The sequence below is a fragment of the Streptomyces ficellus genome, from assembly GCF_030406405.1.
Lineage (GTDB): Bacteria > Actinomycetota > Actinomycetes > Streptomycetales > Streptomycetaceae > Streptomyces > Streptomyces ficellus_B.
This window is the reverse complement of sequence record NZ_JAUEPL010000020.1, coordinates 79894-106097: the sequence shown is the minus strand read 5'-3', so window position 1 is coordinate 106097 and position 26204 is coordinate 79894. Positions and strand designations below refer to the sequence as shown.

Sequence of the window (26204 nt, the reverse complement as noted above, 5' to 3'; positions counted from 1 at the left end):
CTTGATCTCGTCGCGGATGGGGCGCACTGCCTCCACGCCCTGACCGGCCGGGTCATCGAGCTTCCAGTCCAGGTAGCGCTTGCCGGGGAAGACGGGGCAGGTGTCGCCGCAGCCCATGGTGATGCAGGGACCGGCTGGCCGAGGCGCTCGGGGCCGAGGGCGTGGCCGTGCACCGGCCCGAGCTCGGGAGCCTCGTCGCCGCCGTACCGACCGATCCGCAGAGCCGCAAGGAGACGCGGGACGCCGTCGCGGCCGTGGACGAAGAAGCCGTACGCCTGCGCTCCGCCGTGAAGACCCGTGACGGCTTCTTCACCACCTTCTGCGTCAGCCCCTACTCGCGCTACATCGCCCGCTGGTGCGCCCGCAAGGGCCTCACGCCCAACCAGGTCACCACCGCCTCCCTCCTCACCGCGCTGATCGCGGCGGGCTGCGCGGCGACCGGCAGCCGGGGCGGGTACGTCGCGGCCGGGGTGCTGCTGCTCCTGTCCTTCGTGCTCGACTGCACCGACGGGCAGCTCGCCCGCTACTCGCTCCAGTACTCCACGATGGGCGCCTGGCTGGACGCGACGTTCGACCGGGCCAAGGAGTACGCCTACTACGCGGGCCTCGCCCTCGGTGCCGCGCGCGGCGGCGACGACGTGTGGGCGCTCGCCCTGGCCGCGATGGTCCTCCAGAGCTGCCGCCATGTCGTGGACTTCTCGTTCAACGAGGCCAACCACGACGCCACCGCCAACACGAGCCCCACCGCCGCCCTCTCCGACAAGCTCGACAGCCGGGGCTGGACGGTGTGGGCGCGCCGGATGATAGTCCTGCCCATCGGCGAACGCTGGGCCATGATCGCCGTGCTCACGGCCGTCACCACCCCCCGCGTCGTCTTCTGGGCCCTGCTCGTCGGCTGCGCCTTCGCCGCCTGCTACACCACCGCCGGCCGCCTCCTGCGGTCCCTCACCCGCAAGGCCCGCCGCACCGACCGGGCCGCCCAGGCCCTGGCCGACCTCGCCGACTCCGGCCCCCTCGCGCAGGGCTTCGCCGAGGCGTTCAGGAAGGTCGCCCGGACCGTGCCGGCCGTCACCGCCCTGACCGGCGCCGCCGCCGTCGTGGCCACCGCCGCCCTCGCGCCGTTCGGGGGCCCCTGGCCGGTCGTCGCCGCCCTCGGCTACGCCGTGACCTCCGGCGCCGCCGTCGCCCGCCCCCTCAAGGGCACCCTCGACTGGCTCGTCCCGCCCGTCTTCCGGGTCGCCGAGTACGTCACGATCCTCATCCTGGCCGCCCGCTCGGGCGCCCCCGGAGCCCTCCCGGCCGCATTCGGGCTGGTCGCGGCGGTCGCCTACCATCACTACGACACGGTGTACCGCATCCGCGGCGGCACCGGCGCGCCGCCCGCGTGGCTGGTGCGGACGATCGGCGGCCACGAGGGCCGCACGCTCGTGGTGGCGGTCCTCGCCGCGGCCCTGGCGACCGGGAGCCACTTCACCCTCGCGCTCACCGCCCTCGCGGTGGCCGTCGCGCTGGTCGTGCTCGTGGAGTCCATCCGCTTCTGGGTGTCCTCCGGAGCACCCGCAGTACATGACGAAGGAGAACCCGCATGATCGGCCTCGTACTCGCAGCCGGTGCCGGACGGCGTCTGCGCCCCTACACCGACACGCTCCCGAAGGCCCTCGTGCCCGTGGCCGGTGACACCACCGTCCTCGACCTCACCCTCGCCAACTTCGCCGAGGTCGGCCTCACCGAGGCCGCCATCGTCGTCGGCTACCGCAAGGAAGCCGTGTACGAGCGCAAGGCCGCCCTGGAGGCCGCGTACGGCGTGAAGCTCACCCTCATCGACAACGACAAGGCCGAGGAGTGGAACAACGCCTACTCCCTGTGGTGCGCCCGTGAGGTCCTGAGGGAGGGCGTCATCCTCGCCAACGGCGACACCGTCCACCCCGTCTCCGTCGAGCGGACCCTCCTCGACGCCCGCGGCGAGGGACAGCAGATCATCCTCGCCCTGGACACGGTGAAGACCCTCGCCGACGAGGAGATGAAGGTCATCTCCGCCGACGGCCAGGGTGTCCGGCGCATCACCAAGCTGATGGACCCCGCCACCGCCACGGGCGAGTACATCGGTGTCACCCTCATCGAGCCCGGGGCGGCCGAGCCCCTCGCGGACGCGCTGAAGGCCACCTTCGAGCGCGACCCGGACCTCTACTACGAGGACGGCTACCAGGAGCTCGTGAACCGCGGCTTCCCGATCGACGTGGCGCCCATCGGAGACGTCAGGTGGGTCGAGATCGACAACCACGACGACCTCGCGAAGGGCCGTGAGATCGCGTGCCTGTACTGACCCGGCTCATCCCCTCGCCGGTCGTCGTCGACATCAGCCGCGGTGCGATGGACGACCTGGCCGGCCTCCTCGCCGACCAGCGGATCTCCGCCTCCGGCAAGCTCGCCATGGCCATCAGCAACGGCTCCGGCCAGGCACTGCGCGAGAAGCTCGCCCCGGTGCTGCCGGACGCCGACTGGTACGCGGTGGATGACGGCAGCATCGATTCCGCCGTCCGCCTCGCCGACGCCATCAAGGGCAAGCGGTACGACGCCGTGGTCGGCCTCGGCGGCGGAAAGATCATCGACGTGGCGAAGTACGCCGCGGCACGCGTGGGCGTACCCATGGTCTCCGTCGCGACGAACCTGTCGCACGACGGCATCTGCTCGCCGATCTCCACCCTGGACAACGACAACGGACGCGGCTCCTACGGGGTGCCCTCGCCGATCGCCATGGTCATCGACCTCGATGTGATCCGCGAGGCGCCCGCCCGCTTCGTCCGCTCCGGCATCGGCGACGCCATCTCCAACATCTCCGCGATCGCCGACTGGGAGCTGTCCCACCGGCACACCGGCGAGAAGATCGACGGCCTGGCCGCCGCCATGGCCCGTACGGCGGGCGAGTCGGTCCTGCGCCACCCGGGCGGCGTCGGCGACGACGAGTTCCTCATCGTGCTCGCCGAGGCGCTCGTCCTCGGCGGCATCGCCATGTCGATCAGCGGCGACTCGCGCCCCTCCTCGGGCGCCTGCCACGAGATCTCCCACGCCTTCGACCTGCTCCACCCGGCGCGCGCCGCGCTCCACGGCGAGCAGGTCGGACTCGGCGCCGCCTTCGCGATGCACCTGCGCGGCGCCCGCGAGGAGTCCGGGCTCTTCGCCGAGGTGCTGCGCCGCCACGGCCTGCCGGTGCTGCCGGAGGAGATCGGCTTCTCGGCCGACGAGTTCGTGGCGGCCGTGGAGTACGCACCGCAGACCCGCCCCGGACGTTTCACCATCCTCGAGCACCTCGACCTGTCCACCGACCAGATCAGGGACGCGTACGCCGACTATGCCAAGACCATCCGTAGCTGAACTCCGCCCGGTCGTTCACCCGGCGGGAGTGAAGGACCGGCGAAGCGGTGAGCACTGGGGCGGCCGCCTCTACATGCGCGAGATCTCGCTGCGCGTCACCCGGTACCTGGTGACCACCCGGGTCACGCCGAACCAGCTGACCTACCTGATGACCCTCGCCGGTGTGCTGGCCGCCCCCGCGCTGCTGGTGCCGGGCATCTGGGGTGCCGTCCTCGGCGTGGTGGCGGTCCAGCTCTACCTGCTGCTCGACTGCGTCGACGGGGAGGTCGCCCGCTGGAAGCGGCAATTCTCGCTGTCCGGCGTCTACCTGGACCGGGTCGGCGCCTACCTGTGCGACGCGGCGGTCCTGGTCGGCTTCGGACTGCGCGCCGCGGATCTGTGGGGCAGCGGCCGGATCGACTGGCTGTGGGCCTTCCTCGGCACCCTCGCGGCCCTCGGCGCGATCCTGATCAAGGCCGAGACGGACCTGGTCGGCGTGGCCCGGCACCAGGGCGGCCTGCCGCCGGTCAAGGACGCGGCGGCCGAGCCGCGCTCGTCCGGGATGGCGCTCGCCCGCCGGGCCGCCGCCGCGCTGAAGTTCCACCGGCTGGTCCTCGGCATCGAGGCGTCCCTGCTCATCCTGGTGCTGGCAGTCCTGGACGCGGTCCGCGGCGACCTGTTCTTCTCCCGCCTCGGCGTCGCCGTGCTGGCCGGCATCGCGCTGCTCCAGACGCTGCTGCACCTGGTGTCGATCCTCGCCTCCAGCAGGCTGAGGTGACCGCCATGAAGCTCGGCGCCGTCATCATCACCATGGGCAACCGCCCCGACGACCTGCGGGCCCTGATCGACTCGGTCGCCAAGCAGGACGGCGACCCCGTCGAGATCGTGGTCGTCGGCAACGGCGCCCCGGTCACGGGCGTCCCCGAGGGCGTACGCACCATCGACCTCCCCGAGAACCTGGGCATCCCCGGCGGCCGCAACGCCGGCATCGAGGCGTTCGGCCCGAACGGCTCCGACGCGGACGTCCTGCTGTTCCTGGACGACGACGGGCTGCTGGCGCACACGGACACCGCCGAGCTGATCCGCCAGGCGTTCACCGCCGACCCGAAGCTGGGCATCATCAGCTTCCGGATCGCCGACCCGGACACCGGCACCACCCAGCGCCGCCACGTGCCGCGGCTGCGCGCCTCCGACCCGATGCGCTCCTCACGTGTGACGACCTTCCTCGGTGGCGCCAACGCCGTGCGTACGAAGGTCTTCGCCGAGGTCGGCCCGCTGCCCGGCGAGTTCTTCTACGCGCACGAGGAGACGGACCTCGCCTGGCGGGCACTGGACGCCGGCTGGATGATCGACTACCGCGCCGACATGGTGCTGCTCCACCCGACGACCGCGCCGTCCCGGCACGCCGTCTACCACCGGATGATCGCCCGCAACCGCGTCTGGCTGGCCCGCCGCAACCTGCCCGCGCCGCTGGTGCCGGCCTACCTGGGCGTCTGGCTGCTGCTCACCCTGGCCCGGCGCCCCTCGGTGCCCGCGCTGAAGGCCTGGTTCGGCGGTTTCACGGAGGGCTGGACCACGCCGTGCGGGCCGCGCCGGCCCATGAAGTGGCGTACGGTGTGGCGGCTGACCAGACTGGGCCGGCCGCCCGTCATCTGACAAGCTCTTCACCGACGAACACGGGGCACCGGGGACCTGGCCGCCACCTGACCCGCCCCCTATCCGCCGCGCATCTTGAACACGAAAGTTTCAACTTGTGAGTGAGACAACCCATGACGGAGCGATCGCCGTGAGCGCCCCGCCATCTCCCGACGAGGGCCTGTCCCCGGCGGAACTGGCCGCCAAGTACGGCCTGTCGGTGAGCGGTGCCCGGCCCGGCCTGGCCGAGTACGTCCGGCAGCTGTGGGGTCGCCGTCACTTCATCCTGGCCTTTTCCCAGGCGAAGCTCACGGCCCAGTACAGCCAGGCCAAGCTCGGCCAGCTGTGGCAGGTGGCGACGCCGCTGCTCAACGCCGCGGTCTACTTCCTCATCTTCGGCCTGATCCTGAACGCCGGCCGGGGCATGGACAAGGACGTCTACATCCCGTTCCTGGTGACGGGCGTCTTCGTCTTCATGTTCACGCAGACCTCCGTCATGTCCGGCGTGCGGGCGATCTCGGGCAACCTGGGGCTGGTGCGGGCGCTGCACTTCCCGCGCGCCTCGCTGCCGATCTCCTTCGCGCTCCAGCAGCTCCAGCAGCTGATGTTCTCGATGATCGTGCTGTTCGTGATCGCGGCGGCGTTCGGCAGCTATCCCTCGCTGAGCTGGCTGCTGATCCTCCCGGCGCTGGCGCTGCAGTTCCTCTTCAACGTCGGCCTGTCCCTGGTCATGGCCCGGCTCGGCAGCAAGACCCCCGACCTCGCCCAGCTGATGCCCTTCGTCATGCGGACGTGGATGTACGGATCGGGTGTGATGTTCTCGATCCCGATCATGCTCCAGGACAAGCCGGCCTGGATCGCCGAGGTACTGATGTACAACCCGGCGGCGATCTACATGGACCTCATCCGGTTCGCGCTGATCGACGGGTACGGCTCGGAGAACCTGCCCTCGCACGTCTGGCTCGCCGCCCTGCTGTGGGCGGTCCTCGTGGGCGTCGCCGGGTTCGTGTACTTCTGGAAGGCGGAGGAGCGGTACGGCCGTGGCTGACGAGACCAACGACGTGACCGCGACCGCCGCGGACGGCGCGCGGATCCCCACCGTCATCGCCGACGACGTGCACATCGTGTACCGCGTCAACGGTGGCGGCGGAGGCAAGGGCAGCGCCACCGCCGCGCTCAGCCGGATACTCCGCCGCGACAAGGCCGAGTCCCGGGGCGTACGCACGGTGCACGCGGTGCGCGGGGTGTCCTTCACCGCGTACCGGGGCGAGGCCATCGGCCTCATCGGCACCAACGGGTCGGGCAAGTCGACCCTGCTGCGTGCCATCGCCGGGCTGCTGCCCACGGAGAAGGGCAAGGTCTACACCGACGGCCAGCCCTCGCTGCTCGGTGTGAACGCGGCGCTGATGGGCGACCTGACCGGCGAGCGCAACGTCATCCTCGGCGGGCTGGCCATGGGCATGTCCCGCGAGGAGATCCGCGAGCGCTACCAGGACATCGTCGACTTCTCCGGCATCAACGAGAAGGGCGACTTCATCACGCTGCCCATGCGGACGTACTCCTCCGGCATGGGAGCCAGGCTCCGGTTCGCCATCGCGGCAGCCAAGAACCACGACGTGCTGATGATCGACGAGGCGCTGGCCACCGGCGACCGCAAGTTCCAGATCCGCTCCGAGCAGCGCATCCGGGAGCTGCGCAAGGAGGCCGGCACGGTCTTCCTGGTCAGCCACAGCAACAAGTCCATCAGGGACACCTGCGACCGTGTCCTGTGGCTGGAGAAGGGCGAGCTGCTGATGGACGGCCCCACCGCCGAGGTCCTGCGCGCGTACGAGAAGGAGACCGGCAGGTAGTCCGGCGCCGCCGTGACACCGCCGGAGGGCCCCCGCCGGAGCCCACGGCGGGGGCCCTCCGGCGGGGGGCACGCGCGGACGGCTCCGCCCGGCCGGGATGCCATGTTTGCGTCAAGTCCCGGGCCCAGTGGGGTGGTTGACGACAAGACCCTGACCGTTCGCCCGCGCGTAACACCCCGACACCGCCCCGGACGTTGTACAACGTAAGCTGTACCGGTGCTGATTCGCGGCAAGTGGGGCGATACCCCCCGGGGCCTCGCGCCGGGCCGTGGGCGGCCCGCTGGGCAGGGCCTGCGGCGTGTCCGAAATGGGATGTATTGGGTCGGCAGTGTAGAACGGGAGATGTGACGGCAATGACGGTGGATCTCCAGCTCTGCGAGGGTCTCGCCGTCCCCGCGCCGGGCAGTCCGCAGTGACAGGTACCCGGCACGTGCGCCCCGACGCCTTCACGCGCACCACACTCGACAAGGCGGCCCACGAGAACTTCCCCGTGGCGCCGTTCTTCCTGCCCCGTGGCTGGCGCGACGACCTCATGGCCATCTACGGCTACGCCCGCCTCGTCGACGACATCGGCGACGGCGACCTCGCGCCCGGCGGCGCCGACGCCCGCCACCTGGGGGCCGAGGGCGTGACGGACCGGCTCGTCCTGCTCGACGCCTTCGAGGCCGACCTCCGCCGCGTCTTCGACGGCATCCCGGCCCACCCGCTGCTGCGCACCCTCCAGCGCACCGTACGGCGCCACCGCCTGACACCCGAGCCGTTCCTCGCCCTGATCGGGGCCAACCGCCAGGACCAGCTGGTGCGGCGCTACGAGACCTACGACGACCTCGTCGCGTACTGCCGGCTCTCCGCCGACCCCGTGGGCCGGCTCGTCCTCGGCATCACCGGCACCACCAGCCCCGAGCGCGTCCGCCGCTCCGACGCCGTCTGCACCGCCCTGCAGATCGTCGAACACCTCCAGGACGTCGCCGAGGACCTCGCCCGCGACCGGATCTACCTGCCCGCCGAGGACATGAAACGGTTCGGCGTCACCGAGGCCGACCTCGCCCGCCCCACCGCCGGCGCGCCGGTACGGGCACTGATCGCGTACGAGGCCGAACGCGCACGCCGGCTCCTGCACGAGGGCATCCCCCTCGTGGGCAGCGTCCGCGGCAGGCTCCGCCTGCTCCTCGCCGGATTCGTCGGCGGCGGGCACGCCGCGCTCGACGCCATCACGGCCGCCGGACACGACGTACTCCCCGGCCGGCCCAAGCCCACCAAGACCAACCTGATGCGCCACGTGGGAACCGTGTTGCGCAGAGCACGTGGAGAGAGGTGAGCGGGACCGTGGAGACACAGACGCAGATGTCCCCGCCGGTAGCGGCCGCCTACAGCTACTGCGAGGCCGTCACCGGACAGCAGGCCCGTAACTTCGCCTACGGCATCCGGCTCCTGCCGGCCGAGAAGCGGCAGGCCATGTCGGCGCTGTACGCCTTCTCCCGCCGCGTCGACGACATCGGTGACGGTTCCCTCGCCCCCGAGGCCAAGCAGGACCGGCTGGAAGCCACCCGCGGGCTGCTGGAGCGGATCCGGCAGGACGCCGTCGCCGAGGACGACACCGACCCGGTGGCCGTCGCGCTCAGCGACGCGGCGCGGCGCTTCCCGCTGCCCCTGGGCGGTCTCGACGAGCTGATCGACGGCGTCCTGATGGACGTGCGCGGCGAGACGTACGAGACCTGGGACGACCTCAAGGTGTACTGCCGGTGCGTCGCCGGCGCCATCGGCCGGCTCTCGCTCGCCATCTTCGGCACCACATCCGGCGCACCCGGAGCGGAACGCGCCCCCGAGTACGCCGACACGCTGGGGCTCGCGCTGCAACTCACCAACATCCTCAGGGACCTTCGCGAGGACGCCGTCAACGGCCGCACCTACCTGCCCGCCGACGACCTCGCCAAGTTCGGCTGCTCCGACGGCTTCCGCCACCCCACCCCGCCGGAGGGCGCCGACTTCACCGGACTCGTGCAGTACGAAGTCCGTCGCGCGCGGGCCCTGTTCGCCGAGGGCTACCGGCTGCTGCCCATGCTGGACCGGCGCAGCGGCGCCTGCGTCGCCGCCATGGCCGGCATCTACCGCCGCCTCCTCGACCGCATCGAGCGCGACCCCGAAGCCGTCCTGCGCGGGCGCGTGACCCTGCCCGGGCACGAGAAGGCGTACGTCGCCGTGCGCGGCCTGTCCGGACTCGACGCCCGGACCATCTCCCGGCAGACCGTCAGGAGGCGCGCCTGATGCCCCTGCCCCAGAAGGCACCGTCCGCCCCCCGCCCCGGGTCCCCGACCGCGGCGGCCCGAGGGGAGGGCGCATGAGCGACGACCGCCTGAGGCCAGGGCACGCCGTCGTCGTCGGCGGCGGTCTCGCCGGCGTCACCGCGGCGCTGCGCCTCGCGGACTGCGGACTGCGCGTGACGCTCCTCGAAGGCCGGCCCCGCCTCGGCGGCCTCGCGTTCTCCTTCAAGCGCGGCGACCTCACCATCGACAACGGCCAGCACGTCTACCTGCGCTGCTGCACGGCCTACCGCTGGTTCCTGGACCGCATCGACGGCGCCCGCCTCGCCCCGCTGCAGAACCGGCTCGACGTCCCCGTCCTCGACGTCGCCCACCCGCGCGGCCCCCGCCTCGGCCGGCTGCGCCGCACCGCCCTGCCCGTACCGCTCCACCTCGCCGCGAGCCTCGCCACCTACCCGCACCTCTCGCTCGCCGAGCGCGCGGGCGTCGCACGCGCCGCGCTCGCCCTGCAGAAGCTCGACCCCGCCGACCCCGCGCTCGACGGCATCGACTTCGCCACCTGGCTCACCCGCCACGGCCAGTCGCGGCGCGCGGTCGAAGCCCTCTGGGACCTCGTTGGCGTCGCCACCCTCAACGCCACCGCCTCCCACGCCTCCATGGGCCTGGCCGCCATGGTCTTCAAGACCGGCCTGCTCTCCGAGCCGGGCGCCGCCGACATCGGCTGGGCGCACGTGCCCCTCGGCGACCTGCACGACACGCTCGCCCGCAAGGCGCTGGACTCCGCCGGCGTACGCACCGACCTGCGCGCCAAGGTCAGCGCCATCCTCCCCAGCGGACACGGCCGCTGGGCCGTGGACGTCCCCGGCGAGCGCATCGAGGCCGACACCGTCGTCCTCGCCGTACCGCAGCGCGAGGCGCACGACCTGCTGCCGTACGGTGCCCTGGACGACCCGGGCGCGCTCCTGGACATCGGCACCGCGCCGATCCTCAACGTCCACGTCCTGTACGACCGCAAGGTGCTGCGCCGGCCCTTCTTCACCGCGCTCGGCTCCCCGGTCCAGTGGGTCTTCGACCGTACGGACGCCTCCGGCTACACCGACGGCCAGTACCTGGCCCTGTCCCAGTCGGCCGCCCAGGACGAGATCGACGAGCCCGTCGCCGTACTGCGCGAGCGCTACCTGCCCGAACTGGAGCGTCTGCTGCCCGCGGCCCGCGGCGCGAAGGTACGGGACTTCTTCGTCACCCGGGAGCGGACAGCGACGTTCGCCCCCACCCCCGGCGTCGGACGGCTGCGCCCCGCGGCCCGTACCAACGCGCCCGGCCTCCACCTGGCCGGCGCGTGGACCGCCACCGGCTGGCCCGCGACCATGGAAGGCGCGGTACGCAGCGGATTCAGCGCCGCGGGCGCCGCCCTGTCGGCCCTCGGCCGCCCCCATGTACATCCGCTCGAGGAGGCGGCATGAGCCTGAGTACTGGAACAAGAGGAGAGACCGTGCCGACTGTGCCCCCGGTGAACCCGGCCGTCGACACCGCGGACGTCACCGCCCTGCTGGAGCGCGGGCGGACCATGGCCACCCCGGTCCTGCGCGCGGCCGTGGACCGGCTCGCGCCGCCCATGGACACCGTCGCCGCGTACCACTTCGGCTGGATCGACGCCCACGGCCGGCCCGCCGACGGCGACAGCGGCAAGGCTGTCCGCCCGGCGCTCGCCCTGCTGTCCGCCGAGGCGGCCGGCGCGGCGCCCGAGGTGGGCATCCCCGGCGCGGTCGCCGTGGAACTCGTACACAACTTCTCGCTGCTGCACGACGACCTGATGGACGGCGACGAGCAGCGCCGCCACCGCGACACGGTGTGGAAGGTCCACGGCCCCGCCCAGGCGATCCTCGTCGGCGACGCGCTCTTCGCGCTGGCCAACGAACTGCTGCTGGAGCTCGGGACCGTCGAGGCGGGCCGCGCCACGCGCAGGCTGACCACCGCCACCCGCAAGCTCATCGACGGCCAGGCCCAGGACATCTCCTACGAGCACCGCGAGCGGGTCACCGTCGAGGAGTGCCTGGAGATGGAGGGCAACAAGACCGGCGCGCTGCTCGCCTGCGCCTGCTCCATCGGGGCCGTCCTCGGCGGCGCCGACGACCGCACCGCCGACACGCTGGAGGCGTACGGCTACCACCTGGGCCTCGCCTTCCAGGCCGTCGACGACCTGCTCGGCATCTGGGGCGACCCGGAGGCCACCGGCAAGCAGACCTGGAGCGACCTGCGCCAGCGCAAGAAGTCCCTGCCGGTCGTCGCCGCGCTCGCCGCGGGCGGACCGGCCTCCGAGCGCCTGGGGGAGCTGCTCGCGGCCGACGCCAAGAGCACCGACTTCGACAGCTTCTCCGAGGAGGAGTTCGCCACCCGGGCGGCCCTCATCGAGGAGGCGGGGGGCCGTGAGTGGACCTCCCAGGAGGCGCGCAGGCAGCACGCCGTCGCGATCGAGGCCCTGCACGGGGTCGACATGCCGGAACGGGTCCGCGCCCAGCTCACCGCGCTCGCGGACTTCGTCGTCGTACGAAAGAGATGACCGCCATCCTCACCATATGACTCGCTAGTCGCCGGCCGGTGCCTCACGCACCGGCCGACGGCCCACCCGCAGCCGCAGCACGCCAACTGCACGAAGGGGAAGCCATGACAGCGACGACCGACGGAAGCACCGGGGCCCTGGAGCCCCGAGCCCCCTCGGCCACCGAAACCGCCACCGCCACCACGACCTTCGCGGCGAGCGAGGTGGCGGAAGCCGCCGCGCGGGCCGCCGAACGCTCCGTCCAGTACCTCCTCGGCAGGCAGGACGCCGAGGGCTGGTGGAAGGGCGACCTGGAGACCAACGTCACCATGGACGCCGAGGACCTCCTGCTGCGCCAGTTCCTCGGCATCCAGGACGAGAGCACCACCCGTGCCGCCGCGCTGTTCATCCGCGGCGAGCAGCGCGAGGACGGCACCTGGGCCACGTTCTACGGCGGGCCCGGTGACCTGTCCGCCACCATCGAGGCGTACGTCGCGCTGCGCCTGGCCGGCGACGGGCCCGGCGCGCCGCACATGGCCCGGGCCGCCGCCTGGATCAGGGAACGGGGCGGCATCGCCGCCGCCCGCGTCTTCACCCGGATCTGGCTGGCGCTGTTCGGCTGGTGGAAGTGGGACGACCTGCCCGAGCTGCCGCCCGAGATGATCTTCCTGCCGAAGTGGTTCCCGCTCAACATCTACGACTTCGGCTGCTGGGCCCGGCAGACCATCGTGCCGCTCACCGTCGTCTCCGCCAAGCGGCCCGTCCGCCCCGCGCCGTTCACGCTGGACGAGCTGCACACCGACCCGCGCGTGCCCAACCCGGTCAAGCCGTCGGCCCCGGCGTCCAGTTGGGAGGGCCTCTTCCAGCGGCTCGACAGGGCCCTGCACGCCTACCACAAGGTCGCGCCGGGCCCGCTGCGCCGGGCCGCGATGAACAGCGCCGCCCGCTGGATCATCGAGCGGCAGGAGAACGACGGCTGCTGGGGCGGCATCCAGCCACCGGCCGTCTACTCGCTGATCGCGCTCCACCTGCTCGGCTACGACCTGGAGCACCCGGTGATGCGCGCGGGCCTGGAGTCGCTCGACCGGTTCGCCGTCTGGCGCGACGACGGCGCCCGGATGATCGAGGCCTGCCAGTCACCCGTCTGGGACACCTGTCTGGCCACCATCGCGCTGGCCGACGCCGGGCTGCGCCCCGACCACCCGGCACTCGTCAAGGCCGCCGACTGGATGCTGGGCGAGGAGATCGTACGCCCGGGGGACTGGGCCGTACGCAGGCCCGGACTCCCGCCCGGCGGCTGGGCGTTCGAGTTCCACAACGACAACTACCCGGACATCGACGACACCGCCGAGGTCATCCTCGCGCTGCGCCGCGTCACGCACCCGCACCCCGAGCAGGTCGAGGCGGCCATCCGGCGCGGGGCCCGCTGGACCGCCGGCATGCAGTCGGCCGACGGGGGCTGGGGCGCCTTCGACGCCGACAACACCAGCCACCTGCCCAACCTGCTGCCGTTCTGCGACTTCGGCGAGGTCATCGACCCGCCGTCCGCCGACGTCACCGCGCACGTGGTGGAGATGCTGGCGTACGAGGGCAAGGCCCATCACACCCGTACCCGCAAGGGAGTCGAGTGGCTGCTCGCCGAACAAGAGGCCAACGGCGCCTGGTTCGGCCGCTGGGGCGTCAACTACGTGTACGGGACGGGGTCGGTGGTGCCCGCGCTGATTGCGGCCGGGCTGCCCGCCTCGCACCCCGCGATCCGGCGCGCCGTCGCCTGGCTGGAGTCCGTCCAGAACGAGGACGGGGGCTGGGGCGAGGACCTGCGCTCGTACCGCGAACAGGAGTGGATCGGGCACGGCGCCTCCACCGCCTCGCAGACCGCGTGGGCGCTGATGGCGCTGCTGGCGGCGGGGGAGCGGGAGTCGAGGGCGGTGGAGCGCGGGATCGGCTGGCTCGCCGGGACGCAGGCCGAGGACGGCTCCTGGGACGAGCCGTACTTCACCGGCACCGGCTTCCCGTGGGACTTCTCCATCAACTACCACCTGTACCGGCAGGTGTTCCCGCTGACCGCGCTGGGCCGGTACGTCAACGGCGAACCCTCCCTCGGCCGCACCGGCGGGGAGGGCTGATGGCGGCGGAACCGGAGCCGTCCGGTTCCCAGGCGCCGCTGCTCATCGCGTGCGCGCTCGGCATCGAGCAGCTCGCCCTGCGCAGCGGCCGCCGCCACGGCGGTGCGTCCGGCCCGGTGACCGTCCTGCGTACGGGCATGGGTCCGGCGAACGCCCAGCGGGCCGTGGCGCGGGCGCTCGGGGACGGGCCGCTGCGGGGCGCCGCGGTCGTCGCCTCGGGGTTCTGCGCGGGGCTCGCCCCGGGGATGCACCCCGGGGACCTGGTGGTCGCCCATGAGACACGCGGCCCGCAGGGCTCCACGGTGTGCACGGGCGCGCGGACACTGGTGGAGGCGCTGGAGCGGGCGGTGCCCGGGCGCACCGTCCACACCGGCCCGCTGACCGGCTCCGACCATGTCGTACGGGGCCAGGGGCGGACCGAGCTGAGGGCGACGGGCGCGATCGCGGTCGACATGGAGTCCGCCGCCACGCTCCACAGCGCGCTGAGCGCCGGTGTCCGCCCGGTTGCGGCCGTACGAGTGGTCGTGGACGCTCCCGAGCATGAGCTCGTCCGGATTGGCACGGTGCGCGGGGGAATATCAGCTTTCCGCGTTCTTCGTTGTGTATTGCCCGCCTTTTTTGACTGGCACCGTTCTTTGCTGCTCCCCAGGAGGTGAGCCAGATGGCCATGCCGCTTCGCCAGACCATCCGGGTAGGGACGTATCTCTTCGAACAGAAGCTCCGCAAGCGTGAGAAGTTCCCGCTCATCGTCGAGCTGGAACCGCTCTACGCGTGCAACCTGAAATGCGAGGGCTGTGGGAAGATCCAGCACCCGGCCGGGGTCCTGAAGCAGCGCATGCCGGTCGCCCAGGCGGTCGGGGCGGTCCTGGAGTCCGGTGCGCCGATGGTGTCCATCGCGGGCGGCGAACCGCTGATGCATCCGCAGATCCACGAGATCGTCCGGCAGCTGGTGGCCAAGCGGAAGTACGTCTTCCTCTGCACCAACGCCCTGCTGCTGCGCAAGAAGATCGAGGACTTCAGGCCGTCGCCGTACTTCGCCTTCGCCGTGCACATCGACGGGCTGCGCGAGCGCCACGACGAGTCGGTCGCCAAGGAGGGCGTGTTCGACGAGGCGGTGGAGGCCATCAAGGAGGCCAAGCGGCGCGGCTTCCGGGTCACCACCAACTCCACCTTCTTCAATACCGACACCCCGCAGACCGTCATCGAGGTGCTCAACTTCCTCAACGACGACCTGAAGGTCGACGAGATGATGATCTCTCCCGCGTACGCCTACGAGAAGGCGCCCGACCAGGAGCACTTCCTGGGGGTCGAGCAGACCCGCGAACTGTTCCGGAAGGCCTTCGCGGGCGGCAACCGGCGGCGCTGGCGGCTGAACCACTCGCCCCTCTTCCTGGACTTCCTGGAAGGCAAGGCGGACTTCCCGTGCACCGCCTGGGCGATCCCGAACTACTCGCTCTTCGGCTGGCAGCGGCCCTGCTACCTGATGGCCGACGGCTATGTCCCCACCTATCGCCAGCTCATCGAGGAGACCGACTGGAGCAAGTACGGCCGCGGCAAGGACCCGCGCTGCGCCAACTGCATGGCGCACTGCGGCTACGAGCCCACCGCCGTCCTCGCCACCATGGGCTCGCTGAAGGAGTCCCTGCGCGCCGCCCGCGAGACCGTCTCGGGGAGCCACGGGTGAGGTGAGGGCGCGGCAAGCCTCATCCCACAGGCGATGAAGATGGCCGCCACCATGGCGGGCGCCGCGGTCCCCCCGGGGCCGCCCGCCGTGGCCGCCGGCCGAACCGGATCAGAGAGGGGTCCGAGCGTGACGTTGCTGGAGAACATCCGGGGGCCGCGCGACCTCAAGGCACTGGACAGCGCACAGGCCGGTGAACTCGCCGAGGAGATCAGGCAGTTCCTCATCCAGGCGGTCGCCAGGACCGGCGGCCATCTCGGCCCCAACCTGGGCGTCGTGGAGCTCACCGTCGCCCTGCACCGGGTGTTCGACTCGCCCGTCGACCGCATCCTGTGGGACACCGGCCACCAGTCCTACGTACACAAACTGCTCACCGGCCGGCAGGACTTCTCCAAGCTGCGCGGCAAGGGCGGCCTGTCCGGTTACCCCTGCCGCGAGGAGTCCGAGCACGACGTCATCGAGAACTCCCACGCCTCCACCGTGCTGGGCTGGGCGGACGGCCTCGCCAAAGCACGCGACCTGCTCGGCGGGAGTGACCATGTCGTCGCCGTCATCGGCGACGGCGCGCTGACCGGCGGCATGGCGTGGGAAGCGCTCAACAACATCGCCGCCGCCAAGGACCGCCCCCTCATCATCGTCGTCAACGACAACGAGCGCTCCTACGCCCCGACGATCGGCGGCCTCGCCAACCACCTCGCCACCCTCCGTACCACCGACGGCTACGAACGCTTCCTGGCCTGGGGCAAGGAGGTGCTCCAGCACACCCCTGTCATCGGACCGCCGCTGTACGGGTCGCTGCACGGCGCGAAGAAGGGGTTCAAGGACTTCATCGCCCCGCAGGGCATGTTCGAAGACCTGGGTCTGAAGTACGTCGGGCCCATCGACGGGCACGACATCACGGCCGTCGAGTCGGCGCTGCGCCGCGCCAAGCGGTTCCACGGCCCCGTACTGGTGCACTGCCTGACCGAGAAGGGGCGCGGCTACCCGCTGGCGCTGGAGGACGAGGCCGACCGGTTCCACGCGGTGGGCGCGATGGATCCGCTGACCGCCGAGCCGCTCGCCCCCGTGGGCGGACCCTCCTGGACGTCCGTCTTCGGTGACGAGATCGCCGCGATCGGCGCGGAGCGGCCGGACGTCGTGGCGCTGACGGCGGCGATGCTCCAGCCGGTGGGGCTGGCGAAGTTCGCCGAGCGGTTCCCCGACCGGGTGTGGGACGTCGGGATCGCCGAGCAGCACGCCGCCGTCTGCGCGGCCGGGCTCGCCACCGCCGGGCTCCACCCGGTCGTCGCCGTCTACGCCACCTTCCTCAACCGCGCCTTCGACCAGCTGCTGATGGACATCGCCCTGCACAGGTGCGGCGTCACCTTCGTCCTCGACCGGGCGGGCGTGACCGGCACCGACGGCCCCTCGCACAACGGCGTGTGGGACCTGTCCGTGCTCCAGGTCGTGCCCGGCCTGCGGATCGCCGCGCCGCGCGACGCCGGGCAACTGCGTGCCCAGCTGCGCGAGGCGGTCGACGTGGCCGACGCGCCGACCGTGCTGCGCTTCCCCAAGGAGGCGGTGGGGCAGCCCGTCCCCGCTGTCGGGCGCGTCGGTGGCATGGAAGTCCTGCACCGGGCCGACGACCCCGACGTCCTGCTGGTGGCCATCGGCGTCATGGCGCCGGTCTGCCTCCGGACGGCCGAGCTGCTGGCGGAGCGCGGCGTCCGCTGCACCGTCGTCGACCCGCGCTGGGTCAAGCCCGTCGACGAGCAGCTCGCCCCACTGGCCGGCGGTCACCGGCTCGTCGCGGTCGTCGAGGACAACAGCCGCAGCGGGGGCGTCGGCTGGGCGGTGGGGCAGGCGCTGCGGGACGCCGGGACGGACGTACCGCTGAGGACGTTCGGCGTCCCGGAACAGTTCCTGCCCCACGCCAAGCGCGGTGAGGTGCTGGCGGACATCGGGCTCACCCCGGTGGAGATCGCGGGGCGGATCAGCGCGGCGCTGGCACGCAAGGAGAACGAGACATGAGCAAGAAGTTCGATCTGGCGGGGCTGCTCGCCGACCGGGGCGCGGAAGGCTACGACCTGCACGCCCGCCACCTCAACCACCAACTGCCGCGCATGCTGCACACGATCGGCTTCGACAAGGTCTACCAGCGCGCCGAGGGCGCCTACTTCTGGGACGCCGACGACAACGACTACCTCGACATGCTCGCCGGCTTCGGCGTGATGGGGCTCGGCCGGCACCACCCCGTCGTAGGCAAGGCGCTGCACGACGTCCTCGATGCCTCCCTGCCCGACCTCACCCGCTTCGACTGCCCGCCGCTGCCCGGGCTGCTCGCCGAGAAGCTGCTGTCCCACTCGCCCCATCTGGACCGCGTGTTCTTCTCCAACAGCGGTACGGAGGCGGTCGAGACCGCGCTGAAGTTCGCCCGGTACGCGACCGGCAAGCGCCGCGTCCTGTACTGCGCGCACGCCTTCCACGGGCTGACCACCGGGTCCCTGTCGGTCAACGGCGAGAGCTGCTTCCGCGACGGGTTCGAGCCCCTGCTGCCCGACACCGCCATCGAGCTGGGCGACCTGACCGCCCTGGAGCGGGAGCTGAGGCGGGGCGATGTGGCGGGCCTCATCGTGGAGCCCATCCAGGGCAAGGGCGTCCACGAGGCGCCGCCCGGCTTCCTGCCCGCCGCACAGCAGCTGCTCCGCCGGCACAAGGCGCTGCTGATCGCCGACGAGGTGCAGACCGGCCTCGGCAGGACCGGTGACTTCTACGGCTACCAGCACGAGACCGGTGTGGAACCGGACCTGGTCTGCGTCGCCAAGGCGCTGTCCGGCGGCTATGTGCCCGTCGGCGCCACCCTCGGCAAGGACTGGATCTTCCAAAAGGTGTACTCCTCGATGGACCGGGTGCTCGTCCACTCGGCCAGCTTCGGGTCGAACGCCCAGGCCATGGCGGCGGGCCTGGCGGTCCTGTCCGTGCTGGAGGACGAGGAGCTCGTGGCGAACGCCCGGCGGACCGGGGAGCTGCTGAAGTCCCGGCTCGCGGCGCTCGTCGACCGCTACGAGATGCTGTACGAGGTGCGTGGGCGCGGTCTGATGATCGGCATCGAGTTCGGCCGCCCGTCCTCGCTCGGCCTGCGCAGCCGCTGGGCGATGCTCCAGGCCGCCCGCAAGGGACTGTTCGCGCAGATGGTCGTGGTGCCGCTGCTGCAACGGCACCGCATCCTCACCCAGGTGTCCGGCGACCGGCTGGAGGTCATCAAGCTGATCCCGCCGCTGATCATCGGTGAGCGGGAGGTCGACCGGTTCGTGGAGGCGTTCACGGCCGTCATGGACGAGGCGCACAGCGGTGGCGGCCTGATCTGGGACTTCGGCCGGACGCTGGTGAAGCAGGCCGTCGCCAACCGCTGAGGCTTGTGCTTCTCGGGCGCGCAGCCGCGTGCGCGGCGGCGCCCGGGACTCACCCTGGAGGCCGCCGCCCAGCGCGCCGGGCGGCGCCGGCCCTCGCCGCCGATGCCGCTCGGGCTCGCCCGCGTCTACGGCCGGACCGTCTCCGAGCCGCTGGGCGAGGCCCCGACCGTCCGTACGCTCGGCCCGGGGTGAGGGCTCAGCCCTCGTCGAGGAGGCGCTCGCGCAGTCGCTCCCGGGTCTCGGGGCTGAGGTTCAGCCCCTCGCTCAGGTAGCGGTCGGTCGACCCCCAGGTCTCCTCGATCGTCGTGAAGGCCGTCGACAGGTAGTCCAGGCGCGCGTCGAAGAGGGGGCTGAGCAGCTCCATCACCTCGGGCGACATACCGGCGGGGGAGTTGTCGCTGCGGTGCACCTTGTAGCGGCGGCTCGGTGCGTTGGACTTCAGGTAGTCCTCCTCGATCGCCTCGCGCTCGACGCCGAGGGCCAGCAGCGTCACCGCAATGGACAGTCCCGCCCGGTCCTTGCCCGCCGCGCAGTGCATCAGCGCGGGGACGCTGTCCTCGGCGAGGGCGTGGAGCACCCGGCTGTGCTCGGCCGTGCGCTCCTTGATGATCATGCGGTACGAGTCCGACATCCGCGCCGCCGCCTGCCCGTCCGCCAGGATCTCGCGCAGCTGGTCGATGTCGCCGTCACGGACCATCCGCCAGAACTCGGCCCCGTCGGTCGGGTCGGTGAGCGGGATGTTCACATTGCGTACGCCGGGCAGGGCGATGTCCGGGCCTTCGAGCTTCTGGTCGGCGGCGTTGCGGAAGTCGAAGATCGTGTGCAGCCCGAGGGCCGCCAGGAACGCCGCGTCCTCGCCGGTGGCGTGCGCGAGGTGACCGCTGCGGTAGAGGACGCCGTGGCGCACCCGCCGGCCGTCCACCGTCGGAAGCCCGCCCACGTCACGGAAGTTGCGCACTCCCGTCAGTTCGGGCTCGGTCGACGGGACCTGCGGCAGCTGCTGCGTCACGGGGGCTCCTCCGCGTCTGGGCGTCGGCGCCGGCCGCCGACGATGTCGCCGGTCCGACGATACGACATCGGTTCGACGGGCAGTCATCCTCGTGCGGATCGCACATCCGTAGGTGGCCGTCGTTGCCTCTGCCGTGATCAGCGCTGATGATGTGCAGAAGTGTTCGTTGCTGTGCGGAATTGGGGAGTTCGGATGATCGAGACGGTGGGCGGCGGCGAGGGCCGGGCGCGGATCTGGCTGCTCTCCGGGGCGACCAGCAGCTATGCCCTGCGCCTTACGGACGCGGACGAGCTGCTGCATCTGCACTGGGGCCCGCGCATCACGGCCGCCGACGCCCAGGCGCTCGCCGACCGGCCCGCCCCGCCGTACTGGCCGTTCGAGGCACCGATCGACGGGCGGGAGGAGTATCCGGTCGAGGGCGGCCCCCGCTTCGTACGGCCGGCTCTCTCCGTACGCACGGAAGAGGCGCGCGGCACGGAATGGGCCTTCGGCGACTGGGCGGCGGAGGGGGGACGAGCTGCGGCTGCGGTTCCTCGACGGTCCCCTCACGCTGACCCTGCACTACCGGATGCGGGACGACTCCGACGTGATCGAGCGCTGGGTCACCGCGGCTCACCGGGGGCAGGGGCCCGCGCTGGAGCTGCTGCGGGCGGACGCCGCCGCGTGGACGCTGCCCGCGCGTGACGCGTGGCGGCTGTCGCAGCTGCACGGGCGGTGGGCGGCCGAGTCCCGGCTGGTGCGCTCCCCGCTGGCGTACGGCGAGACGGTCATCGGCTCGCGGCGCGGCCACACCGGGCACCAGCACCTCCCGTGGGTCGCGCTCGACGCCGAGGGGGCCACCGAGGAGTACGGGGAGGTGTACGGCTGCGCGCTCGCCTGGTCCGGGTCGTGGCGTATCGCCGTACAGCGACTACCCGACGGGCTGGTGCAGATCACCGGCGGGGCCGGACACGACGACTCGGGTCTGCTGCGCCTCGCGCCAGGGGATTCGTACACCTCGCCGGTATGCGCCGGGCTGTGGAACGCGGGCGGATTCGGTGGGGCGAGCAGGGTGTGGCACGCCTGGCAGCTCGCGCGGGTGGTCCCGGACGCGGAGCAGGTGCGGCCGGTGCTCTACAACTCCTGGGAGGCGACCGAGTTCGACGTCTCGGAGGAGCAGCAGCGGGCGCTCGCCCGGCGGGCGGCCCGCGTGGGTGTCGAGCTGTTCGTCGTGGACGACGCGTGGTTCGGCCGCCGCACCAGTGACCGGGCCGGGCTCGGCGACTGGACGCCCAACCCCGACCGGTTCCCGCACGGGCTGAAGCCGCTGGCCGACGAGGTGCACGGGCTGGGGATGCGGTTCGGGATCTGGGTGGAGCCCGAGATGGTCAACCCCGACAGCGACCTGTACCGGGCGCACCCGGACTGGGTGCAGCACCAAACGGGACGTACCAGGACAGAGTTCCGCAATCAGCTGGTGCTGAACCTCGCCAGGCCGGACGTTCAGCAGTACCTGTGGGAGCGGTTGGACGCGCTGTTGTCGTCGGCGCCCATCGACTATGTGAAGTGGGACTTCAACCGCTGCTTCACTGACGCCGGCTGGCCGGGCGAAGCGTATCCGCAGAGGCTGTGGGTCGACCACGTGCGGGCGCTCTACGCGCTGCTCGACCGGCTGCGGGCCGCGCACCCGGGCGTCGCGTTCGAGTCCTGCTCGGGCGGGGGCGGCCGGATCGACCTGGGCATCCTCTCCCGCACCGACCAGGTGTGGACGTCCGACAACACCGACCCGCTGGACCGGCTCGCCATCCAGCACGGCTTCAGCCAGCTGCACCCGGCCCGGGTCATGGCGGCCTGGGTCACCGACAGCCCCCATGGCTTCAACGGCCGAGTGAGCACGCTGCGTTTCCGCTTCGTCAGCGCCATGGCGGGCGTGCTGGGGGTGGGCGGTGACCTGGCCCGGTGGAGCGAGGAGGAGCTGGCGGAGGCGCGTCGCTGGGTGGATCTCTACAAGGAGATCAGGCCGGTGGTGCAGCTCGGCGAGCTGTACCGGCTGCGGGCTCCGGAGGGCGGGCTGAGCGCGGTTCAGTATGCGCGCGGCGACGACGTCGTCGTCCTCGCCTGGCTCCAGGCGCAGCACTACGGCGAGCCGGCGCCGGCCGTACGGCTGCGGGGGCTCGACCCCCATGGGGTGTACGAGTGCCTGGACAGTGCGGCGTCATATCGCGGTTCTGTCCTGCTTCACCATGGTTTGTCCACCAGGCTGCGCGGAGACCTCGATGCCACCGTCATCCGGCTGCGCAGGCGGCGGCACGCGGAGGGCTCATCAGCCATTGACTGATCTGACGGTTCTGTCCGTATTGAGGGATTAGGTATAACGTGCCCCGGTCGTAGGGGAGATGGGCGGCGTCACGTGAGCAGCGTCATAACCGTGACCGTCCGTGGCGGAGCGCTGTTCGTAAATTCCTTGCGCGGAACGGGAATTCATGATCCGGAATCCACGGAGGGTGACCGGAATTGCCGGGCGGCCGGGCGGTTGGTAATGCCCGGAGGAAAAGAGCGGCTTGTTCCCGCCGACCCGGCTCGTTTACGGTCACGGCAATCCGGCCGGACCGCCGAATCCTGCCGCCGGTCGGAATTCGCACCCACCCACGTGTGGCAGGAGCGGGGGACCCAGGTAGTACGCCGGCACCGGAATTCCGGGACCGGCTTGGGGTGAAGTCGCGCCAATGGCGCGGCCGGGCAACTCCAGCCCGAACCCGACAGCTCACCTCGCAGGCGCCGGAGAGGAATTCGCCATGCCCGCGAAGGGTAAGCACCGCCGTCCCAAGTCCAGCTCGATCGCCCGCGGTTTCGTCGCCGCCGGCACGGGTGGCGCCGCCATCGCCCTCCCGCTGCTCGGCGCCACCGGCGCGCACGCCGCGGAGCAGAGCGCAGCCCCGGCCGCCGCCCCGCAGCAGGCCGTCACCGCCGCCGCCAAGGCCGCCCCTTCCGCCGCGGCCGCCAAGGCCGCGCCCCGCACGTACACCGTGGTCGCGGGTGACTACCTCTCCAAGATCGCCCGCAACAAGAACGTCAAGGGCGGCTGGCAGAAGCTGTACCAGGACAACCGCCAGGTCATCGGCGAGAACCCGTCCCTGATCCTGCCGGGCATGAAGCTCACCCTCGGCGCCAAGTCCACGGCGAAGCCCGCCCCGGCGAAGGCGGCTCCCGCCAAGCCGAAGGCCGAGGAGACCCGGACCGAGTCCCGCGCCTCCCGCTCCGCCGCCAAGGCCGAGGCCCCGGCGCAGCCCGCCGCGCAGACCAGCGGCTCGGGATTCACCGCCCCGGTCGACGCCGGCGTCACCACCCCCTACCGCGCCTCCGGCTCCAGCTGGTCCTCCGGTTACCACACCGGTGTCGACTTCGCGGCCTCCTCCGGCAGCAGCGTCAAGGCAGTGGGCCCCGGCACCGTCGTCTCGGCCGGCTGGAGCGGCGCGTACGGCAACGAGGTCGTCATCCAGCACGCCGACGGCAACTACTCGCAGTACGCCCACCTTTCCTCGCTCTCCGTCTCGTCGGGCCAGAGCGTCAGCGGCGGCCAGCAGATCGGCCTGTCCGGCTCCACCGGAAACTCCACCGGCCCGCACCTGCACTTCGAGATCCGCACCAGCCCGAGCTACGGCTCGGACATCGACCCGCTGGCGTACCTCCGCCAGCACGGCGTCTCCATCTGACGCGCCTTCCACGTTCATCGTCCCCGCCCGGCGCCTTTCGGCGCCGGGCGGAGTCGTATTCCGCGCTTGGGGCAATCTTGACCGGTGGCAAACATCACTGCCCGTCAACCCCTCCTTACGGTCGCGTAAGTCACATCCCGGGGTGAAAGATGTGCTCCCGTGGCAGACGATTCGACATTCAGAGACAGTGACGTATTCGGGTCGTACGCGGCGATCGGTGACAGCTTCACCGAGGGCGTCGGAGACCCTGGGCCCGACGGAACGTTCGTCGGCTGGGCGGACCGCCTCGCGGTGCTGCTGGCGGACCGGCTACCGGAGAACCAGGAGTTCCGGTACGCCAACCTCGCCGTGCGGGGGCGGCTGCTGGACCAGATCGTGGAGGAGCAGGTCCCGCGCGCCAAGGAGCTGGCGCCCGACCTGGTGACCTTCTGCGCGGGCGGCAACGACATCATCCGGCCCGGCAGCGACCCCGACGACGTCGCCCAACGCTTCGAACGGGCCGTCGCCGACCTGAGGTCCGCGGTCGGGACGGTGCTGGTGACCACGGGGTTCGACACCCGGGGCGTGCCGGTGCTGCGCCGCCTGCGCGGCAAGATCGCCACGTACAACGGGCACGTGCGCGCCATCGCCGACCGTTACGGCTGCCCGGTGCTGGACCTGTGGTCGCTCAGGACCGTCCAGGACAGGCGCGCCTGGGACAGCGACCGGCTGCACCTGTCACCCGAGGGGCACACACGCGTCGCGCTCCGGGCCGGGCAGGTGCTGGGCGTGGAGGTGCCCGCGGACCCGGACCAGGCCTGGCCGCCGCTGCCGCCGCGCGGCACCCTCGAAGTGCGCCGCGACAACATCCAGTGGGCGCGCGAGTACCTGGTCCCGTGGATCGGCCGCCGGCTGCGCGGCCAATCGTCCGGCGACCACGTCTCGGCCAAGCGCCCGGATCTGCTGCCGTTGTAGGGCGTTCGGGGGGAGGGGGAGGGGCGCGGATCGGTGCCGGGGTACGGAGCCGGCGGGGGGTGCCCGTGGTGGCGCCGCTCGCCGGAGCGCCGCTCGCCGGGCGGGGTTCGCCGAGCGGGGTGCCGCGCGGCGCTGCCGAAGGGCCGTGGCCGCGCCGGTTGTGTCCGGCCGCTCAGATTCCGTCCCCGGCCGAGCGCGTCGTCGTGGACGACTTTTCACCCGTATGAGGGATGAACGTGCCGCCGGGAGGTGGCATCGCGCTCGTCACAGGGCGGCCGCCGCGCTGTCATACCCCCCGCCCATAATGGAGGGACCCTCACCACTGGAGGCCCTGTGACCGGCGCCGACTCCCCGCACTCCCTCCGTTCCCGACTGCGCTCGCTGCGGCCCGCCGCCTTCGGCGCGGACGCCACGGGGGAGCGACTGGAACGGATCCGCCGCTCGCCGAACTTCGCGAACGGCGCGTTCCAGAACCCGGTGGGGGCCAGGCACCGGCCGTCCGGTTCGGCCGTGCAGTTCGCGAAGACCTACTTCGCGAAGGAGTCGCGGGCCCTCCGCGCCCCGGCCGGCACCATCCCCGTCCACCCCGGCACCGCCGCCGACCTCGCGCGGCCCCCGGCCTCCGGCCTGCGGCTCACCTGGATGGGCCACTCCAGTGTGCTCGCCGAGATCGACGGCCACCGCGTCCTGTTCGACCCGGTGTGGGGCGAGCGCTGCTCGCCCTTCTCCTTCGCCGGGCCCAAGCGGCTGCACCCCGTCCCCGTGCCGCTCGCCGCGCTCGGACCGGTCGACACCGTGGTGATCTCGCACGACCACTACGACCACCTCGACCTTCCGGCCATCCGTGCCCTCGCCTCCACGGACACCCTCTTCGCGGTGCCGCTCGGCGTCGGCGCACACCTGGAGCGCTGGGGCGTGCCCGCGTCCCGGCTGCGTGAACTGGACTGGAACGAGTCGACGGAGGTGGGCGGACTGCGGCTCACCGCCACCCCCGCCCGCCACTTCTGCGGCCGCGGCCTGCGCAACCAGCAGCACACCCTGTGGGCCTCCTGGGTGGTCGCCGGCCCCGAACACCGGATCTACCACAGCGGCGACACGGGCTACTTCCAAGGCTTCCGCGACATCGGCGCCGCGTACGGACCGTTCGACGCCACCATGATCCAGATCGGCGCGTACAGCGCGTTCTGGCCGGACATCCACATGACCCCGGCCGAAGGCATGCGCGCCCACCTGGACCTCCAGGGCGGCCGGCCCTCCGGCGTGATGCTCCCCATCCACTGGGCCACCTTCAATCTGGCCCCGCACCCGTGGGCCGAACCCGGCGAAGGCACCGTCGAGGCGGCGGCCGGCGCGGGCGCGCGGATAGCCCTGCCCCGCCCCGGCGAGCCCTTCGAGCCGACCGCGGAATTCGTGCCGGACGCCCCGTGGTGGCGTGAGGTGGCACACGTCCCGGCAGGCGGCCGCCCCGCCTCGGCCCCACCCCTGGTGGGTGAGAAGACCACCGCCTCGCGCGGCGGTGACGGGGCGTCCGACGACGCCCAGGAAGCCGCCCCCACCGCCTGAGCGAGATCCCGTAGAACGCGTCGCGGCCTGCGCGGTGGGGCGCGCGCCGTGACACGGCGTGTCGCCGTGCGGTGATTTCGGGCGGCCGTGCGAGGCCTCATACCAGAGCGGGACGCTCAGCGGGCAAGTTTGTCAACTGCGCACCGCACAT

At 72.0% G+C, this 26204-nt stretch carries 19 protein-coding genes, 4 pseudogenes and 1 riboswitch; of the genes and pseudogenes, 21 read left to right on the top strand and 2 right to left on the bottom strand.

Annotation, left to right across the window (positions count from 1 at the left end; translation table 11 throughout):
• Window positions 1–132 (bottom strand): annotated as a pseudogene (locus QWM81_RS15565) (phosphotyrosine protein phosphatase); the annotation flags it as partial.
• On the opposite strand from QWM81_RS15565, the pseudogene QWM81_RS15560 reads away from it, so the two are divergent.
• The 17 genes and pseudogenes from QWM81_RS15560 to QWM81_RS15480 all read left to right on the top strand — a co-directional run.
• Window positions 129–1589: pseudogene (locus QWM81_RS15560) on the top strand (DUF5941 domain-containing protein); the annotation flags it as partial. The pseudogenes QWM81_RS15565 and QWM81_RS15560 overlap by 4 nt on opposite strands.
• Window positions 1586–2323, top strand: coding sequence for a phosphocholine cytidylyltransferase family protein (locus QWM81_RS15555; RefSeq protein ID WP_290112569.1), 738 nt, complete (start codon window positions 1586–1588; stop codon window positions 2321–2323). The pseudogene QWM81_RS15560 and the gene QWM81_RS15555, both read left to right, overlap by 4 nt.
• Window positions 2311–3372 carry an iron-containing alcohol dehydrogenase family protein gene (locus QWM81_RS15550; protein ID WP_290112568.1) on the top strand — a complete coding sequence of 354 codons (1062 nt, stop codon included), beginning with the start codon at window positions 2311–2313 and terminating at the stop codon, window positions 3370–3372. The genes QWM81_RS15555 and QWM81_RS15550 overlap by 13 nt, the downstream gene beginning before the upstream one ends.
• Window positions 3350–4129 (top strand): CDP-alcohol phosphatidyltransferase family protein, encoded by a 780-nt coding sequence (locus QWM81_RS15545; protein ID WP_290112567.1) that lies wholly within the window; start codon window positions 3350–3352, stop codon window positions 4127–4129. The genes QWM81_RS15550 and QWM81_RS15545 overlap by 23 nt, the downstream gene beginning before the upstream one ends.
• 5 nt (window positions 4130–4134) lie before the next feature.
• Window positions 4135–5007 (top strand): glycosyltransferase family 2 protein, encoded by an 873-nt coding sequence (locus QWM81_RS15540; protein ID WP_290112566.1) that lies wholly within the window; start codon window positions 4135–4137, stop codon window positions 5005–5007.
• Window positions 5008–5104: 97 nt separating this feature from the next.
• Window positions 5105–6034 (top strand): ABC transporter permease, encoded by a 930-nt coding sequence (locus QWM81_RS15535; protein ID WP_290112565.1) that lies wholly within the window; start codon window positions 5105–5107, stop codon window positions 6032–6034.
• The gene (locus QWM81_RS15530; protein ID WP_290112564.1) at window positions 6027–6836 is read left to right on the top strand and encodes an ABC transporter ATP-binding protein; all 810 of its coding nucleotides are present in this window, start codon (window positions 6027–6029) and stop codon (window positions 6834–6836) included. The genes QWM81_RS15535 and QWM81_RS15530 overlap by 8 nt, the downstream gene beginning before the upstream one ends.
• Window positions 6837–7266: 430 nt before the next feature.
• The gene (hpnC, locus tag QWM81_RS15525; RefSeq protein WP_290112563.1) at window positions 7267–8154 is read left to right on the top strand and encodes a squalene synthase HpnC; all 888 of its coding nucleotides are present in this window, start codon (window positions 7267–7269) and stop codon (window positions 8152–8154) included.
• On the top strand, window positions 8151–9101 hold the full coding sequence (gene hpnD, locus QWM81_RS15520) for a presqualene diphosphate synthase HpnD (RefSeq protein ID WP_290112562.1): 951 nt from the start codon (window positions 8151–8153) through the stop codon (window positions 9099–9101). Before hpnC ends, hpnD begins: the two co-directional genes overlap by 4 nt.
• 73 nt (window positions 9102–9174) lie before the next feature.
• Window positions 9175–10560 (top strand): hydroxysqualene dehydroxylase HpnE, encoded by a 1386-nt coding sequence (gene hpnE, locus QWM81_RS15515; protein ID WP_290112561.1) that lies wholly within the window; start codon window positions 9175–9177, stop codon window positions 10558–10560.
• Window positions 10557–11657: a polyprenyl synthetase family protein gene (locus QWM81_RS15510; protein WP_290112560.1), complete on the top strand. Its 1101-nt coding sequence runs from the start codon at window positions 10557–10559 to the stop codon at window positions 11655–11657. Before hpnE ends, QWM81_RS15510 begins: the two co-directional genes overlap by 4 nt.
• Before the next feature lie 104 nt (window positions 11658–11761).
• Complete coding sequence (shc, locus tag QWM81_RS15505; RefSeq protein WP_290112559.1) at window positions 11762–13762, top strand: squalene--hopene cyclase; 2001 nt, start codon at window positions 11762–11764, stop codon at window positions 13760–13762.
• A complete protein-coding gene (locus tag QWM81_RS15500; protein WP_290112558.1) occupies window positions 13762–14418 on the top strand; it encodes a phosphorylase family protein in 657 nt (218 codons plus the stop codon). Before shc ends, QWM81_RS15500 begins: the two co-directional genes overlap by 1 nt.
• 5 nt (window positions 14419–14423) lie before the next feature.
• Entirely contained in the window at window positions 14424–15446 is a 1023-nt protein-coding gene (gene hpnH, locus QWM81_RS15495; protein ID WP_290112557.1) for an adenosyl-hopene transferase HpnH, read from the top strand.
• A 126-nt stretch (window positions 15447–15572) separates the two neighbouring features.
• Window positions 15573–17453 (top strand): 1-deoxy-D-xylulose-5-phosphate synthase, encoded by a 1881-nt coding sequence (dxs, locus tag QWM81_RS15490; RefSeq protein WP_290112556.1) that lies wholly within the window; start codon window positions 15573–15575, stop codon window positions 17451–17453.
• Window positions 17450–18835 (top strand): aspartate aminotransferase family protein, encoded by a 1386-nt coding sequence (locus QWM81_RS15485; RefSeq protein WP_290112555.1) that lies wholly within the window; start codon window positions 17450–17452, stop codon window positions 18833–18835. Before dxs ends, QWM81_RS15485 begins: the two co-directional genes overlap by 4 nt.
• 3 nt (window positions 18836–18838) lie before the next feature.
• Window positions 18839–19009: pseudogene (locus QWM81_RS15480) on the top strand (XRE family transcriptional regulator); the annotation flags it as partial.
• Between the two features lie 22 nt (window positions 19010–19031).
• Here the strand turns inward: QWM81_RS15480 and QWM81_RS15475 are convergent.
• Window positions 19032–19844 carry a tyrosine-protein phosphatase gene (locus QWM81_RS15475; protein WP_290112554.1) on the bottom strand — a complete coding sequence of 271 codons (813 nt, stop codon included), beginning with the start codon at window positions 19842–19844 and terminating at the stop codon, window positions 19032–19034.
• A gap of 192 nt (window positions 19845–20036) precedes the next feature.
• On the opposite strand from QWM81_RS15475, the pseudogene QWM81_RS15470 reads away from it, so the two are divergent.
• The 4 genes and pseudogenes from QWM81_RS15470 to QWM81_RS15455 all read left to right on the top strand — a co-directional run bounded on the left by QWM81_RS15470 (window position 20037) and on the right by QWM81_RS15455 (window position 26053).
• Window positions 20037–22161: pseudogene (locus QWM81_RS15470) on the top strand (alpha-galactosidase).
• 291 nt (window positions 22162–22452) lie between these two features.
• Window positions 22453–22614: riboswitch (cyclic di-AMP (ydaO/yuaA leader) on the top strand.
• Window positions 22615–22618: 4 nt separating this feature from the next.
• Window positions 22619–23536, top strand: a complete 918-nt coding sequence (locus tag QWM81_RS15465; protein WP_290112553.1) for a M23 family metallopeptidase — start codon at window positions 22619–22621, stop codon at window positions 23534–23536.
• Between the two features lie 159 nt (window positions 23537–23695).
• A complete protein-coding gene (locus QWM81_RS15460) occupies window positions 23696–24490 on the top strand; it encodes an SGNH/GDSL hydrolase family protein (RefSeq protein ID WP_290112552.1) in 795 nt (264 codons plus the stop codon).
• 333 nt (window positions 24491–24823) lie between these two features.
• Complete coding sequence (locus QWM81_RS15455; protein ID WP_290112551.1) at window positions 24824–26053, top strand: MBL fold metallo-hydrolase; 1230 nt, start codon at window positions 24824–24826, stop codon at window positions 26051–26053.
• Window positions 26054–26204 lie beyond the last annotated feature (151 nt).

What these genes read in the sequence shown, in the direction of transcription:
- QWM81_RS15555 (WP_290112569.1), top strand. Translation starts at nt 1,586, where the DNA reads ATGATCGGCCTCGTACTCGCAGCCGGTGCCGGACGGCGTCTGCGCCCC.
- QWM81_RS15545 (WP_290112567.1), top strand. Translation starts at nt 3,350, where the DNA reads ATGCCAAGACCATCCGTAGCTGAACTCCGCCCGGTCGTTCACCCGGCG.
- QWM81_RS15540 (WP_290112566.1), top strand. Translation starts at nt 4,135, where the DNA reads ATGAAGCTCGGCGCCGTCATCATCACCATGGGCAACCGCCCCGACGAC.
- hpnE (WP_290112561.1), top strand. Translation starts at nt 9,175, where the DNA reads ATGAGCGACGACCGCCTGAGGCCAGGGCACGCCGTCGTCGTCGGCGGC.
- QWM81_RS15510 (WP_290112560.1), top strand. Translation starts at nt 10,557, where the DNA reads ATGAGCCTGAGTACTGGAACAAGAGGAGAGACCGTGCCGACTGTGCCC.
- shc (WP_290112559.1), top strand. Translation starts at nt 11,762, where the DNA reads ATGACAGCGACGACCGACGGAAGCACCGGGGCCCTGGAGCCCCGAGCC.
- QWM81_RS15500 (WP_290112558.1), top strand. Translation starts at nt 13,762, where the DNA reads ATGGCGGCGGAACCGGAGCCGTCCGGTTCCCAGGCGCCGCTGCTCATC.
- hpnH (WP_290112557.1), top strand. Translation starts at nt 14,424, where the DNA reads ATGGCCATGCCGCTTCGCCAGACCATCCGGGTAGGGACGTATCTCTTC.
- QWM81_RS15485 (WP_290112555.1), top strand. Translation starts at nt 17,450, where the DNA reads ATGAGCAAGAAGTTCGATCTGGCGGGGCTGCTCGCCGACCGGGGCGCG.
- QWM81_RS15465 (WP_290112553.1), top strand. Translation starts at nt 22,619, where the DNA reads ATGCCCGCGAAGGGTAAGCACCGCCGTCCCAAGTCCAGCTCGATCGCC.